This window comes from Streptococcus mitis, from assembly GCF_905187495.1.
GTDB classification, from domain to species: domain Bacteria; phylum Bacillota; class Bacilli; order Lactobacillales; family Streptococcaceae; genus Streptococcus; species Streptococcus mitis_CU.
In genome coordinates this window covers 44717-58575 of the sequence record NZ_CAJJIB010000008.1, presented here as the reverse complement: position 1 = coordinate 58575, position 13859 = coordinate 44717, and the positions used below count along the sequence as shown (strand labels likewise).

Below are 13859 nucleotides of genomic sequence, written 5' to 3'. Positions count from 1 at the left end.
AAATGATTAATCAAATTTATCAACTAACTAAGCCTAAGTTTATCAATGTCAAATATCAGGAAGAGGCTATTGACCAAGAGAATCATATCCTCATCCGCCCTAATTATATGGCGGTCTGTCATGCGGATCAGCGTTACTACCAGGGGAAACGTGATCCCAAGGTTTTGAATAAAAAACTTCCAATGGCAATGATTCACGAGTCGTGTGGAACCGTTATTTCTGACCCTACAGGAACCTACGAAGTTGGTCAAAAAGTTGTCATGATTCCGAATCAGCCTCCTATGCAGAGTGATGAAGAATTCTATGAAAACTACATGACAGGGACCCATTTCTTGTCTAGTGGCTTTGATGGCTTTATGAGAGAGTTTGTTTCTCTCCCTAAAGACCGTGTGGTGGCTTATGATGCTATTGAAGACACGGTTGCAGCCATTACAGAGTTTGTCAGTGTCGGTATGCATGCTATGAATCGCTTATTGACCCTTGCTCATAGCAAGCGGGACCGAATCGCTGTTATCGGAGATGGCAGTTTAGCATTTGTGGTTGCCAATATTATCAACTATACTTTGCCAGAAGCAGAGATTGTGGTTATTGGTCGTCATTGGGAAAAATTGGAACTTTTCTCATTTGCCAAAGAATGCTATATTACTGACAATATTCCTGAAGATTTGGCCTTTGACCACGCTTTTGAGTGTTGTGGTGGTGATGGTACTGGACCAGCCATTAATGACTTGATTCGCTATATTCGTCCTCAGGGAACGATTCTCATGATGGGAGTTAGCGAGTATAAAGTCAATCTCAATACACGCGATGCCTTAGAAAAAGGCTTGCTCTTAGTTGGATCTTCTCGTTCTGGTCGCATCGATTTTGAAAATGCAATCCAAATGATGGAAGTCAAGAAATTTGCCAATCGTCTTAAAAATATCCTTTATCTAGAAGAACCTGTAAGAGAAATTAAAGATATTCACCGTGTCTTTGCAACCGATTTAAACACAGCCTTTAAAACCGTGTTTAAGTGGGAAGTATAGGTGCTGGAGGTTAATTGTGGAGAAAATCATTAAAGAGAAAATTTCTTCCCTACTTAGTGAAGAAGAGGAAGTCCTCAGTGTTGAACAACTGGGGGGAATGACCAATCAAAACTATTTGGTCAAAACAACAAATAAGCAATACATCGTTAAGTTCTTTGGTAAAGGGACAGAAAAGCTGATCAATCGTCAAGATGAAAAGTACAATCTTGAACTACTAAAGGATTTAGACTTAGATGTAAAAAATTATCTTTTTGATATTGAAGCTGGTATCAAAGTAAATGAGTATATCGAATCTGCGATTACGCTTGATTCAACGTCAATCAAGACCAAGTTTGATAAAATTGCTCCAATTTTACAAACCATTCATGCTTCTGGTAAGGAATTAAGAGGAGAATTTGCTCCTTTTGAAGAAATCAAAAAATACGAATCTTTGATTGAAGAAAAAATCCCGTATGCCAACTATGAAGCTGTTCGAGAAGAAGTCTTCTCCTTAGAGAAAAGATTGGCTGACTTAGGTGTTGACAGAAAATCTTGTCATATCGATTTGGTGCCTGAAAACTTTATCGAATCACCTCAAGGACGACTTTATTTGATTGACTGGGAATATTCATCAATGAACGATCCAATGTGGGATTTGGCTGCCCTCTTTTTAGAGTCTGAATTCACTCGTCAAGAGGAAGAAGCCTTCCTATCTCACTATGACAGTGAGCAAACACCTGTCTCTCGTGAAAAGATTGCGATCTATAAAATTTTACAAGATACTATTTGGAGTTTATGGACAGTCTATAAGGAAGAGCAAGGCGCAGATTTTGGTGACTATGGTGTGAATCGTTACCAAAGAGCTGTCAAAGGTTTGTCCTATTATGGAGGTTCAGATGAAAAATAAAAATGGAGTTTCTTTTGGTCTACTCTCAGGTATTTTCTGGGGGTTGGGTCTGACAATTAGTGCTTATATCTTTTCAATTTTTACTGACTTGTCGCCCTTTGTGGTAGCCGCTGCTCACGATTTCTTGAGTATCTTTATCTTACTAGCTTTTCTCTTGGTAAAAGAAGGAAAAGTTCGTCTCTCAATTTTCTTAAATATTCGCAATGTTAGTGTGATCATCGGAGCCTTGCTAGCAGGCCCTATCGGTATGCAGGCCAATCTTTATGCAGTTAAGTATATCGGAAGTTCCTTAGCTTCATCTGTATCGGCTATTTACCCTGCGATTTCAGTTTTATTGGCTTTCTTCTTTTTGAAGCACAAGATTTCGAAAAATACTGTGTTTGGGATCGTCTTGATTATTGGAGGGATTATTGCTCAGACCTATAAGGTTGAACAGGTTAATTCTTTCTACATTGGGATTCTTTGTGCTTTGGTTTGTGCCATTGCATGGGGGAGTGAAAGTGTCCTTAGCTCCTTTGCCATGGAAAGTGAATTGAGTGAAATCGAAGCTCTCTTAATCCGTCAAGTAACTTCATTCTTATCCTATCTTGTGATTGTGCTCTTCTCTCATCAGTCATTTGCAGAAGTGGCCAATGGACAATTGCTAGGTCTCATGATTGTCTTTGCAGCCTTTGATATGATTTCCTACTTGGCTTATTATATCGCTATCAATCGCTTGCAACCAGCCAAGGCTACAGGCTTGAATGTGAGCTATGTAGTATGGACAGTCTTGTTTGCTGTTGTTTTCTTGGGTGCACCGCTAGATATGTTGACAATTATTACGTCACTTGTCGTCATTGCTGGAGTTTATATTATTATTAAAGAATAAAGGAGATTCGTGTGAAAGCTATCATCTTAGCAGCGGGATTGGGAACTCGCTTGCGTCCTATGACTGAAAATACCCCTAAAGCCTTGGTTCAGGTTAATGAAAAACCTTTGATTGAATACCAAATTGAGTTTCTCAAAGAAAAAGGTATCCATGATATCATCATCATCGTTGGTTACCTTAAAGAACAATTCGATTACTTAAAAGAAAAATATGGTGTTCGCCTCGTTTTCAATGATAAATACGCTGACTACAATAACTTTTACTCTCTCTATCTTGTAAAAGAAGAGTTGGCTAACAGCTATGTTATTGATGCGGATAACTATCTCTTCAAAAATATGTTCCGCAATGATTTGACACGTTCGACTTATTTTAGTGTTTATCGTGAAGATTGTACCAACGAATGGTTCTTGGTCTATGGAGATGACTATAAGGTTCAAGACATTACTGTTGATAGCAAGGCTGGTCGTATCCTTAGTGGTGTATCCTTCTGGGACGCTCCAACTGCAGAAAAGATTGTCAGCTTTATAGACAAGGCTTATGCGAGTGGTGAATTTGTTGATCTCTACTGGGACAATATGGTTAAGGATAATATCAAAGAGCTAGATGTCTATGTTGAAGAATTAGAAGGCAATAGCATCTATGAGATCGATAGTGTCCAAGACTACCATAAATTAGAAGAAATTCTTAAAAATGAAAATTAAAGATTCCAACATCTGGCTAAAATAGTCGGATGTTTTTTTGATTTTTTACGAATAAATAGATGAGTAGAAAAAGAAATGGAGATATTTATGAAAATCACAAACTATGAAATCTATAAGTTAAAAAAATCAGGTTTGACCAATCAACAGGTTTTGAAGGTCCTAGAATATGGTGAAAATTTCGATCAAGAACTGTTGTTAGGAGATATTGCAGATATATCAGGCTGCCGAAATCCAGCTGTTTTTATGGAACGTTATTTTCAGATAGACGATGCGCATTTGGAGAAGGAGTTTCAAAAATTTCCATCTTTTTCTATTTTAGATGACTGTTACCCTTGGGATTTGAGTGAAATATACGATGCTCCTGTGCTTTTATTTTACAAGGGCAATCTCGACCTCTTGAAATTTCCTAAGGTAGCAGTCGTAGGAAGTCGTTCTTGCAGCAAACAGGGAGCTAAGTCGGTTGAAAAAATTATTCAGGGATTGGAAAATGAACTGGTTATCGTCAGTGGATTAGCCAAGGGCATTGACACAGCAGCTCATATGGCAGCTCTCCAGAATGGCGGTAAAACTATTGCAGTGATTGGAACAGGACTGGATGTGTTTTATCCTAAAGCCAATAAACGCTTGCAAGACTATATCAGCAATGACCATCTGGTTCTTAGTGAATATGGACCTGGTGAACAACCTCTGAAATTTCATTTTCCTGCCCGTAATCGCATCATTGCTGGACTTTGTCGTGGTGTGATTGTAGCAGAGGCTAAGATGCGCTCAGGTAGTCTCATTACCTGTGAGAGGGCCATGGAAGAAGGACGCGATGTTTTTGCTATTCCTGGTAGCATTTTAGATGGACTATCAGACGGTTGCCATCATTTGATTCAAGAAGGGGCAAAATTGGTCACCAGCGGGCAAGATGTTCTTGCGGAATTTGAATTTTAAGACAAAATTTCTCTTTCTAAACCAACTTTTCTTCTATATATAGGAGCTAAGTCTTGACAGTTATGGCAAAATGGTTTACACTTTATAAAGTTTATTACTTTGAAAAGGTGTGATACTGTGGCTACGGCAACAAAAAAGAAAAAATCAACAGTTAAAAAAAATCTAGTAATCGTGGAGTCGCCTGCTAAGGCCAAGACGATTGAAAAATATCTAGGCAGAAACTACAAGGTTTTAGCTAGTGTTGGGCATATCCGTGATTTGAAGAAATCCAGTATGTCAGTCGATATTGAAAATAATTATGAACCGCAATATATCAATATTCGAGGAAAAGGTCCTCTTATCAATGACTTGAAAAAAGAAGCTAAAAAAGCTAATAAAGTCTTTCTGGCGAGTGACCCGGACCGTGAAGGAGAAGCGATTTCTTGGCATTTGGCTCATATTCTCAACTTGGATGAAAATGATGCCAACCGTGTGGTCTTCAATGAAATCACCAAGGATGCGGTCAAAAATGCTTTTAAAGAACCACGCAAGATTGATATGGACTTGGTCGATGCCCAACAGGCACGTCGAGTCCTGGACCGCTTGGTCGGGTATTCGATTTCGCCTATTTTGTGGAAGAAGGTCAAGAAGGGCTTGTCAGCAGGACGCGTCCAGTCCATTGCGCTTAAGTTAATCATTGACCGTGAAAATGAAATCAATGCTTTCCAGCCAGAAGAATACTGGACAATTGATGGTGTTTTTAAAAAGGGAACCAAGCAATTTCAGGCTTCCTTCTATGGAGTAGATGGCAAAAAGCTGAAACTGACTAGTAATGATGAGGTCAAGGAAATCTTGTCTCGTCTGACTAGTAAAGACTTTTCAGTAGATCAGGTGGATAAGAAAGAGCGCAAACGCAATGCTCCTTTACCCTATACCACTTCATCTATGCAGATGGATGCTGCCAATAAAATCAATTTCCGTACTCGAAAAACCATGATGGTTGCCCAACAGCTCTATGAAGGAATTAATATCGGTTCTGGTGTTCAAGGTTTGATTACCTATATGCGTACCGATTCGACTCGTATCAGTCCTGTAGCGCAAAATGAGGCAGCAAACTTCATTACGGACCGTTTTGGTAGCAAGTATTCTAAACATGGTAGCAAGGTCAAAAATGCTTCAGGAGCTCAGGATGCCCACGAGGCTATTCGTCCGTCTAGTGTCTTTAATACACCTGAAAGTATTGCTAAGTATTTGGACAAGGATCAACTCAAGCTTTATACTCTTATTTGGAATCGTTTTGTGGCTAGCCAGATGACAGCTGCTGTCTTTGATACCATGGCTGTTAAATTGTCTCAAAATGGGGTTCAATTTGCTGCTAATGGTAGTCAGGTTAAGTTTGATGGTTATCTTGCCATTTACAATGATTCTGACAAGAATAAGATGTTACCAGACATGGCTGTTGGAGATGTGGTTAAGCAGATTAATAGCAAACCAGAGCAACATTTTACTCAACCACCTGCTCGCTATTCTGAAGCGACACTGATCAAGACCTTGGAGGAAAATGGGGTTGGACGTCCGTCAACCTACGCACCGACCATTGAAACTATTCAGAAACGTTATTATGTTCGTCTTGTAGCCAAACGTTTTGAACCGACAGAGTTGGGAGAAATTGTTAACAAGCTCATCGTTGAATATTTCCCAGATATCGTAAACGTGACCTTTACAGCTGAAATGGAAGGCAAACTGGATGATGTCGAAGTTGGAAAAGAGCAGTGGCAACGTGTCATTGATGCCTTTTACAGACCATTCTCCAAAGAAGTGGCCAAGGCTGAAGAAGAAATGGAAAAAATCCAAATCAAGGATGAACCAGCTGGATTTGACTGTGAAGTGTGTGGCAGTCCAATGGTCATTAAACTTGGTCGTTTTGGTAAGTTCTATGCTTGTAGCAATTTCCCAGATTGCCGTCATACCCAAGCAATCGTGAAAGAGATTGGTGTTGAGTGTCCAAGCTGTCATCAGGGACAAATCATTGAACGTAAAACCAAACGCAATCGCCTCTTCTATGGTTGCAATCGCTATCCAGATTGTGAATTTACTTCTTGGGACAAGCCTGTTGGTCGTGACTGTCCAAAATGTGGCAACTTCCTCATGGAGAAAAAAGTCCGCGGTGGTGGCAAGCAGGTTGTATGTAGTAATGGTGACTACGAAGAAGAAAAGATTAAATAAGAGGAGAGTCCTGAAAGTGAATTTCAGGCTCTTTTTGGTTGGAACTTGACAAAATTCACCATTGTATGCGAAACTAGAAGAAGATTATTTTATACTCAATGAAAATCAAAGAGCAAACTAGGAAACTAACCGCAGGTTGCTCAAAGCACTGCTTTGAGGTTGCAGAAGAGACTGACGAAGTCAGGAACCATACCTACGGTAAGGGTGACGTTGACGCGGTTTGAAGAGATTTTCGAAGAGTATTAACTAGGAGAAGTTATGCGTCTTATCTATCTAATTATTGGTTTTTTATCACTAGCCTTGGCTATTATTGGGGTTGTTTTACCCTTGTTGCCCACAACGCCTTTTCTTTTGTTGTCTATTGCTTGTTTTTCCAGAAGTTCCAAGCGTTTCGAAGACTGGCTTTATCATACCAAGCTCTATCAAGCATATGTAGCTGATTTTCGTGAGACTAAGTCAATTGCGCGTGAACGTAAGAAAAAAATTATCGTATCTATCTACATCTTGATGGGAATTTCTATTTATTTTGCCCCTCTTTTACCAGTAAAAATCGGTCTAGGAGCCTTGACCGTCTTTATCACTTATTATCTCTTCAAGGTCATTCCGGATAAAGAATAAGTAAAATTTGTCACTATTTCCCTTGATAAAATTGAAAGCATATTCATAACAATATGATATAATGAATTTAAAGTAATCTTCAAGGAGAATTAAATGATTTACGAATTTTGTGCTGAAAATGTGACCTTGCTTGAAAAAGCGATGCAGGCTGGAGCTCGTCGAATCGAACTCTGTGATAATCTAGCAGTGGGAGGAACAACACCAAGCTATGGCGTGACCAAGGCAGCGGTTGAATTGGCAGCTAACTACGATACGACTATCATGACCATGATTCGTCCACGTGGTGGCGACTTTGTCTATAATGAACTAGAAATTGCTATTATGCTAGAAGACATTCGGTTGACTGCTCAGGCTGGAAGTCAAGGAGTTGTATTTGGGGTTTTAACTGCTGATAAGAAGTTGGATAAGCCTAATCTTGAGAAGTTAATTGCTACATCAAAAGGAATGGAAATTGTCTTTCACATGGCCTTTGATGAATTGAGCGATGAAGATCAACTGGAAGCTATTGACTGGCTCAGCCAAGCTGGTGTTACTCGTATCTTAACTCGTGCTGGTGTGTCTGGTGACTCCTTAGAAAAACGTTTTGCTCACTATCACAGAATTTTAGAACATGCTAAAGGTAAGATTGAAATTCTACCAGGTGGGGGGATTGACTTGGACAACCGTCAAACCTTTATCGACCAACTAGGTGTGACACAGCTCCACGGAACCAAGGTTGTCTTTTAAAAAATAGAAAGGAACTGCTAGCTTTGGGTAGCAGTTTTCGCTTATGTTTGAAATATTTAAATCCTATCAGTTTAATCAAGAAAAAGCTCATGCCTATGGTTTTGTAGAAAATAGTGGAGTCTGGACCTATAGTTGCCAGATTTTACAGGGAGACTTTGTCATGATTGTGTCCATAACTACTGATAATATGAGCTTTCAAGTCTTTGACCAGGAAACGAGTGACCTCTATCCTCAAGTCCATATGGAAAGTATGAGAGGGAGTTTTGTCGGAAGTGTTCGTGAGGCTTGTCTGGAGATTCTTTACCAGATTCGGAAGGCTTGTTTTGATGTGCAAGATTTTATCTGTCCTCAGACTAAACGAATCGTGACTCAAGTTCAGGAAAAGTATGGTAATCAGTTGGAGTATTTGTGGGAGAAATCTCCTGATACGGCAGTGTTAAGACACGAAGGCAATCAAAAGTGGTATGCCGTCTTGATGAAAATATCTTGGGATAAGCTGGAAAAGGGCAGAGAAGGACAGGTGGAAGCAGTCAACCTCAAACATGACCAAGTAGCTGACTTACTTTCAAAAAAGGGCATTTATCCAGCCTTTCATATGAACAAACGCTACTGGATTAGTGTGGCGCTTGATGATACTTTATCAGACGAAAAAGTACTGGAATTGATAGAAAAAAGTTGGAGCTTAACCTTTAAAAAATGAAATATTTCAAGATTTTTCAAAAACTTTCAATTAGCAAAATATTCTCTACTGAAGAAATTTTCAGAAAATATTGGATTTTTTCTTGACAAGTACTTTTGCCTATGCTAAAATACTAAACAAGATATCAAACGAAGGAGAAAGTCAAACATGAAAACAGCTAAGTTTAATCAATTTGCTTTGTTGTTGAGGTACTCGGGCTAGTGCAAAAAGCATTAGTCCTGTTTGGCTTACCAAGCGGGAGTAAATCAACATCTCGCTTGGATTTCTAAGCGAGATGTTTTTTTAAAACCATATTTGGAAAAGGGGAAATCTTATGCGAACAGTTGAATTTCTAGATACCAGCCTTCGGGATGGAGAACAGACACCGGGTGTTAACTTTTCAATCAAGGAAAAAATTGCCATTGCAAGACAGCTGGAGAAATGGGGTATTTCAGCCATCGAAGCTGGTTTTCCAGCGGCGAGTCCTGATTCATTTACAGCAGTTCAGGAGATTGCTAAGGCCTTGAAGAAAACAGCGGTGACTGGTTTAGCCCGCTCTGTCAAGTCTGATATTGATGCTTGTTACGAGGCCCTCAAGGATGCCAAGTATCCACAGGTTCACGTCTTTATCGCTACCAGTCCAATTCACCGAAAGTATAAGCTCAATAAGAGTAAGGAAGAGATTTTGGAAGCTATTAAGGAGCATGTTTCCTATGCCCGTTCTAAGTTTGAGATTGTTGAATTCTCTCCTGAGGATGCGACCAGAACAGAGTTGGATTTCCTCTTGCAAGTCGTTCAAACAGCGGTCGATGCAGGGGCGTCTTATATCAATATCCCTGATACGGTAGGATTTACCACACCAGAGGAATACGGAGCTATCTTCAAACACTTGATTGAGAATGTCAAGACAGATCGTCAGATTATCTATTCACCACACTGTCATGATGACCTCGGAATGGCAGTGGCAAATAGCCTTGCTGCTGTTAAGAATGGGGCGGGCCGTGTCGAAGGAACTATCAACGGTATTGGTGAGCGAGCTGGGAATGCTGCTTTGGAAGAAATTGCAGTGGCCCTTAATATTCGCCAAGATTACTACCAAGCAGAAACCAGTATTGTCTTAAATGAGACCATCAATACGTCAGAAATGGTTTCTCGCTTCTCAGGTATTCCAGTTCCTAAAAACAAGGCCGTCGTTGGTGGTAATGCCTTCTCTCACGAATCTGGTATTCACCAAGATGGAGTCCTTAAAAATCCTCTCACTTATGAGATCATCACCCCTGAATTGGTTGGTGTTAAGAGTAATAGTCTTCCGCTTGGAAAATTATCTGGACGTCATGCCTTTGTAGAGAAACTAAGAGAATTGGCCCTAGAATTTACAGAGGAGGACATCAAGCCACTCTTTGCTAAGTTCAAGGCGTTAGCGGACAAAAAACAAGAAATCACAGATGCAGATATTCGAGCTTTGGTAGCTGGAACCATGGTTGAAAATCCAGAAGGCTTCCACTTTGATGATTTACAACTACAAACTCATACGGATAATGATATAGAAGCACTCGTTAGCCTAGCTAATATGGAAGATGAGAAAGTCGAATTTAATGCGACAGGACAAGGTTCTGTTGAAGCTATCTTCAATGCTATCGACAAATTCTTCAATCAATCCGTTCGCTTGGTATCCTACACTATTGACGCTGTGACGGATGGAATCGATGCCCAGGCTCGGGTTTTGGTTACTGTTGAAAATAGAGATACAGAGACAATCTTTAACGCAGCAGGTCTTGATTTCGATGTGTTGAAGGCTTCAGCTATTGCCTACATCAATGCCAATACCTTTGTTCAAAAAGAGAATGCTGGTGAGATGGGACGAAGTGTTTCCTACCGTGACATGCCGAGTGTGTAAAGGAGAATGCTATGACAAAGAAAATAGTAGCTTTAGCAGGGGACGGAATCGGCCCAGAAATCATGGAGGCCGGTTTAGAGGTTCTGGAAGCCCTAGCTGAAAAAACAGGTTTTGACTATGAGATTGATAGACGACCTTTTGGAGGTGCAGGTATCGATGTTGCAGGGCATCCCTTACCTGTTGAAACCCTTAAGGTATGTCGTGAAGCAGATGCTATTCTCCTAGCGGCTATCGGTAGTCCTCAGTATGATGGTGCAGTCGTTCGACCTGAACAAGGCTTGCTGGCTCTCCGTAAGGAACTCAATCTCTATGCCAATATTCGCCCAGTCAAAATCTTTGAGAGTCTTAAGCATTTGTCACCTCTCAAACCAGAACGAATTGCTGGTGTTGACTTTGTCGTGGTGCGTGAGTTGACAGGTGGTATTTACTTTGGGGATCATATTATTGAAGAGCGAAAAGCGCGTGATATCAACGAATATAGCTATGAGGAGGTGGAGCGAATTATTCGTAAAGCCTTTGAAATTGCAAGAAGTAGAAGAAAAATCGTTACTAGCATTGATAAGCAAAACGTGTTAGCAACATCAAAACTTTGGCGCAAAGTAGCTGAGGAAGTCGCAAAGGATTTTCCAGATGTAACCTTGGAACACCAGTTGGTAGACTCAGCTGCTATGCTCATGATTACCAATCCTGCTAAGTTTGATGTCATCGTGACGGAGAATCTTTTCGGAGATATTCTCTCGGATGAATCAAGCGTTCTATCTGGCACACTTGGGGTTATGCCATCAGCCAGTCATTCTGAAAATGGACCAAGTCTCTATGAACCTATTCACGGTTCAGCACCTGATATTGCTGGTCAAGGAATTGCCAATCCTATTTCCATGATTTTATCAGTGTCCATGATGTTGAGAGATAGTTTTGGACGTTATGAGGATGCAGAGCGTATTGAGCGTGCTGTTGAGGCAAGTTTGGCAGCTGGTACATTAACGAGAGATATAGGAGGACAGGCTTCAACAAAGGAAATGACGGAAGCTATTATTGCAAAGTTATGAAGTTAGACGAAAAAATTACTCTAGTCCTTTTGATTTGGAATGTCATCATTTTCTTGATTTATGGCATTGACAAATCTAAGGCGAGGAGAAGAGCTTGGCGCATCCCAGAGAAAATCTTACTTATTTTAGCCTTTACTTGTGGTGGTTTTGGTGCTTGGTTAGCAGGAATCATCTTTCATCACAAGACTCGAAAATGGTACTTTAAAACAGTTTGGTTTCTTGGGATGGTGACCACACTAGTAGCCTTATATTTTATTTGGAGGTAATGGATGGCAGGAAAATCGATTTTTGATAAATTGTGGGACCGTCATGTCATCACAGGAGAAGAGGGGCAACCCCAACTCATGTATGTGGACCAGCACTATATTCATGAAGTGACCAGCCCTCAGGCATTTCAAGGATTACGAGACGCAGGTCGTAGATTGAGACGACCAGACTTGACATTTGGAACCTTTGACCACAATGTCCCGACAGTCAATATCTACGATATTCGAGATGTGATTTCTAAGGTACAAATTGATAAGCTTGCTGAAAATGTTGAGGAATTTGGGATCGAACATGCTGCCCACGGTTCTGAAAAGCAAGGAATCGTTCACATGGTTGGTCCAGAAACAGGAAGAACTCAACCAGGGAAATTCATCGTCTGTGGGGATAGCCATACAGCAACCCACGGGGCTTTCGGAGCGATCGCTTTTGGAATTGGGACCAGTGAGGTCGAACATGTCTTTGCGACACAGACCCTCTGGCAGGTCAAACCCAAGAAAATGCTGGTGGAATTCACTGGTGTTCCTCAAAAAGGAGTTTATTCCAAGGATTTCATTTTAGCTTTGATTGCCAAGTACGGCGTTGCTTGCGGCGTTGGCTACGTGGTGGAATATCGTGGACAAGCTATTGATGCACTGAGCATGGAAGAACGAATGACCATCTGCAATATGTCCATCGAGTTTGGATCCAAGATGGGAATCATGAATCCAGATCAAACCACCTATGATTATCTCAAAGGACGGGAATGTGTTCCAGAGGACTTTGAAGAGGCTGTGGCAGATTGGAAGACCCTTGTCAGTGATGAGAATGTCGTTTACGATAAGGTTATCCAGATGGATGTTTCAGACTTGGCTCCTATGGTGACCTGGGGAACCAACCCTGCTATGGGGGTTGACTTTGACAGTAGATTCCCAGAAATTAAGGATATGAATGATGAGCGAGCCTACAATTACATGGACTTGGAGCCTGGTCAAAAGCCAGCTGATATTGAACTAGGCTATATCTTTATCGGTTCTTGTACTAATGCTCGTCTCAGCGACTTGCAACTGGCTGCGCGATTTGTTAAAGGGAAGAAGATTGCTCCTAACTTAACGGCTATCGTAGTCCCAGGTTCTCGTCCTGTCAAACGAGCTGCTGAGAAGTTGGGCTTGGATAAGGTCTTTCTAGATGCTGGCTTTGAGTGGAGAGACCCAGGTTGCTCTATGTGCCTAGGGATGAATCCTGACAAGGTTCCAGATGGCGTTCACTGCGCCTCAACCAGCAACCGCAACTTTGAAGATAGACAAGGCTTTGGTGCTAAGACCCACCTCTGCAGTCCAGCCATGGCAGCTGCGGCAGCTATTGCAGGGCGCTTCGTAGATGTTCGGCAAATGCCAGAAGCCCAGTAAGGAGAGGATATGGAGAAATTTACAGTTTATACGGGAACGACCGTTCCTCTCATGAATGATAATATCGACACCGACCAAATCCTACCCAAGCAGTTTCTCAAGTTGATTGATAAAAAAGGCTTTGGTAAGTACCTCATGTATGCTTGGCGTTATCTGGACGACAAGTATACTGAGGATCCTGACTTTGTCTTTAATCAGCCTGAATATCGTAAAGCCAGTATTCTTATCTCAGGGGATAACTTTGGGGCAGGTTCTTCGAGGGAACATGCAGCTTGGGCCTTAGCAGACTATGGTTTTAAGGTCGTGATTGCAGGATCTTTTGGGGATATTCATTACAATAATGAACTCAATAATGGCATGTTGCCTATTGTTCAGCCTAGAGAGGTTAGAGAAAAGCTAGCCCAGCTCAAACCGACTGACCAGGTAACTGTGGACTTGGAACAACAGAAAATCATCTCACCGGTTGGAGAGTTCACTTTTGAAATTGATAGCGAGTGGAAACACAAGCTCTCAAATGGTTTGGATGATATCGGAATTACCTTGCAGTATGAAGATTTGATTGCTGCCTATGAAAAACAACGACCAGCCTACTGGCAGGATTAGAAGAAAATTAGAAA

The 13859-nt window shown here is 41.0% G+C and carries 14 protein-coding genes; all 14 read left to right on the top strand.

Features of this window, described 5'->3' with window-relative positions:
• Nucleotides 1–2 precede the first annotated feature (2 nt).
• Nucleotides 3–1025, top strand: a complete 1023-nt coding sequence (locus JQ843_RS01920; protein ID WP_000609896.1) for a ribitol-5-phosphate dehydrogenase — start codon at nucleotides 3–5, stop codon at nucleotides 1023–1025.
• Between the two features lie 16 nt (nucleotides 1026–1041).
• Nucleotides 1042–1911 (top strand): choline kinase LicA, encoded by an 870-nt coding sequence (gene licA / locus JQ843_RS01915; RefSeq protein ID WP_020902791.1) that lies wholly within the window; start codon nucleotides 1042–1044, stop codon nucleotides 1909–1911.
• Nucleotides 1901–2779: a DMT family transporter gene (locus tag JQ843_RS01910; RefSeq protein WP_004269680.1), complete on the top strand. Its 879-nt coding sequence runs from the start codon at nucleotides 1901–1903 to the stop codon at nucleotides 2777–2779. Before licA ends, JQ843_RS01910 begins: the two co-directional genes overlap by 11 nt.
• An 11-nt stretch (nucleotides 2780–2790) precedes the next feature.
• Nucleotides 2791–3480, top strand: coding sequence for a sugar phosphate nucleotidyltransferase (locus tag JQ843_RS01905; RefSeq protein ID WP_084926570.1), 690 nt, complete (start codon nucleotides 2791–2793; stop codon nucleotides 3478–3480).
• 87 nt (nucleotides 3481–3567) lie between these two features.
• Entirely contained in the window at nucleotides 3568–4416 is an 849-nt protein-coding gene (gene dprA / locus JQ843_RS01900) for a DNA-processing protein DprA (RefSeq protein WP_203212761.1), read from the top strand.
• Between the two features lie 117 nt (nucleotides 4417–4533).
• Nucleotides 4534–6621: a type I DNA topoisomerase gene (topA, locus tag JQ843_RS01895; protein ID WP_203212760.1), complete on the top strand. Its 2088-nt coding sequence runs from the start codon at nucleotides 4534–4536 to the stop codon at nucleotides 6619–6621.
• Between the two features lie 258 nt (nucleotides 6622–6879).
• A complete protein-coding gene (locus JQ843_RS01890) occupies nucleotides 6880–7239 on the top strand; it encodes a YbaN family protein (protein WP_203212759.1) in 360 nt (119 codons plus the stop codon).
• 93 nt (nucleotides 7240–7332) lie between these two features.
• Nucleotides 7333–7965, top strand: coding sequence for a copper homeostasis protein CutC (locus JQ843_RS01885; RefSeq protein WP_203212758.1), 633 nt, complete (start codon nucleotides 7333–7335; stop codon nucleotides 7963–7965).
• A gap of 43 nt (nucleotides 7966–8008) precedes the next feature.
• Nucleotides 8009–8665 carry an MmcQ/YjbR family DNA-binding protein gene (locus tag JQ843_RS01880; protein ID WP_203212757.1) on the top strand — a complete coding sequence of 219 codons (657 nt, stop codon included), beginning with the start codon at nucleotides 8009–8011 and terminating at the stop codon, nucleotides 8663–8665.
• Nucleotides 8666–8978: 313 nt separating this feature from the next.
• On the top strand, nucleotides 8979–10541 hold the full coding sequence (locus JQ843_RS01875; RefSeq protein WP_203212756.1) for a 2-isopropylmalate synthase: 1563 nt from the start codon (nucleotides 8979–8981) through the stop codon (nucleotides 10539–10541).
• An 11-nt stretch (nucleotides 10542–10552) separates the two neighbouring features.
• The gene (gene leuB / locus JQ843_RS01870; protein WP_203212755.1) at nucleotides 10553–11590 is read left to right on the top strand and encodes a 3-isopropylmalate dehydrogenase; all 1038 of its coding nucleotides are present in this window, start codon (nucleotides 10553–10555) and stop codon (nucleotides 11588–11590) included.
• On the top strand, nucleotides 11587–11856 hold the full coding sequence (locus JQ843_RS01865; protein ID WP_000762433.1) for a DUF1294 domain-containing protein: 270 nt from the start codon (nucleotides 11587–11589) through the stop codon (nucleotides 11854–11856). Before leuB ends, JQ843_RS01865 begins: the two co-directional genes overlap by 4 nt.
• Before the next feature lie 3 nt (nucleotides 11857–11859).
• Nucleotides 11860–13242 carry a 3-isopropylmalate dehydratase large subunit gene (gene leuC, locus JQ843_RS01860; RefSeq protein WP_000907579.1) on the top strand — a complete coding sequence of 461 codons (1383 nt, stop codon included), beginning with the start codon at nucleotides 11860–11862 and terminating at the stop codon, nucleotides 13240–13242.
• Nucleotides 13243–13251: 9 nt separating this feature from the next.
• Nucleotides 13252–13845, top strand: a complete 594-nt coding sequence (gene leuD / locus JQ843_RS01855) for a 3-isopropylmalate dehydratase small subunit (RefSeq protein ID WP_000410618.1) — start codon at nucleotides 13252–13254, stop codon at nucleotides 13843–13845.
• Nucleotides 13846–13859: the final 14 nt, after the last annotated feature.

Bases quoted from the DNA above. Each gene is read 5' to 3' on its own strand.
- leuC (WP_000907579.1), top strand. From the start codon at position 11,860: ATGGCAGGAAAATCGATTTTTGATAAATTGTGGGACCGTCATGTCATC.
- JQ843_RS01880 (WP_203212757.1), top strand. From the start codon at position 8,009: ATGTTTGAAATATTTAAATCCTATCAGTTTAATCAAGAAAAAGCTCAT.
- JQ843_RS01910 (WP_004269680.1), top strand. From the start codon at position 1,901: ATGAAAAATAAAAATGGAGTTTCTTTTGGTCTACTCTCAGGTATTTTC.
- JQ843_RS01875 (WP_203212756.1), top strand. From the start codon at position 8,979: ATGCGAACAGTTGAATTTCTAGATACCAGCCTTCGGGATGGAGAACAG.
- JQ843_RS01890 (WP_203212759.1), top strand. From the start codon at position 6,880: ATGCGTCTTATCTATCTAATTATTGGTTTTTTATCACTAGCCTTGGCT.
- dprA (WP_203212761.1), top strand. From the start codon at position 3,568: ATGAAAATCACAAACTATGAAATCTATAAGTTAAAAAAATCAGGTTTG.
- JQ843_RS01920 (WP_000609896.1), top strand. From the start codon at position 3: ATGATTAATCAAATTTATCAACTAACTAAGCCTAAGTTTATCAATGTC.
- leuD (WP_000410618.1), top strand. From the start codon at position 13,252: ATGGAGAAATTTACAGTTTATACGGGAACGACCGTTCCTCTCATGAAT.
- JQ843_RS01865 (WP_000762433.1), top strand. From the start codon at position 11,587: ATGAAGTTAGACGAAAAAATTACTCTAGTCCTTTTGATTTGGAATGTC.
- leuB (WP_203212755.1), top strand. From the start codon at position 10,553: ATGACAAAGAAAATAGTAGCTTTAGCAGGGGACGGAATCGGCCCAGAA.
- JQ843_RS01885 (WP_203212758.1), top strand. From the start codon at position 7,333: ATGATTTACGAATTTTGTGCTGAAAATGTGACCTTGCTTGAAAAAGCG.